The organism is Cellulomonas bogoriensis 69B4 = DSM 16987, from assembly GCF_000767165.1.
In the GTDB taxonomy this organism is placed as follows: Bacteria; Actinomycetota; Actinomycetes; order Actinomycetales; family Cellulomonadaceae; genus Actinotalea; species Actinotalea bogoriensis.
On sequence record NZ_AXCZ01000495.1, the window covers coordinates 1 to 342 of the forward strand.

Genomic DNA, 342 nt, shown 5'->3' on the forward strand with positions numbered 1-342 from the left:
GACGCACGTAGCGCGCTGATGGCGGCACAAGAGGCCTATCACCAGTTGCCCCCGGACCGAATATCCCCCGAAGAAGAATTTCGGATCAGGCGAAATGGGGCGGCCGCAGGCTCCGTCTTTGGGCTCGCCGGAGCCTTTGCTGGTGGCACGCTCGCTGCTGATGAAGAGATCGAGCGTCGCAATGCAGGAATGCGCGAAGCCCGGGACCAGGCCGCCCAGCAGGCCCTCAATCGCCTGGCTGCAGAGATGGAATATGCGGGGCGTACGCTTCCTCACAACTTCGGGCACTATGACGTTGAGGTCGCGGTGGACTCCGTCGGCAACTCTGGATTGGCCGGGGAG

General features: G+C 63.5%; 1 protein-coding gene. It reads left to right on the forward strand.

The annotated features are described in order from the left end of the window. A partial coding sequence (locus tag N869_RS18300) for a hypothetical protein (RefSeq protein ID WP_198026124.1) occupies positions 1-342 on the forward strand: 342 nt, incomplete at both ends.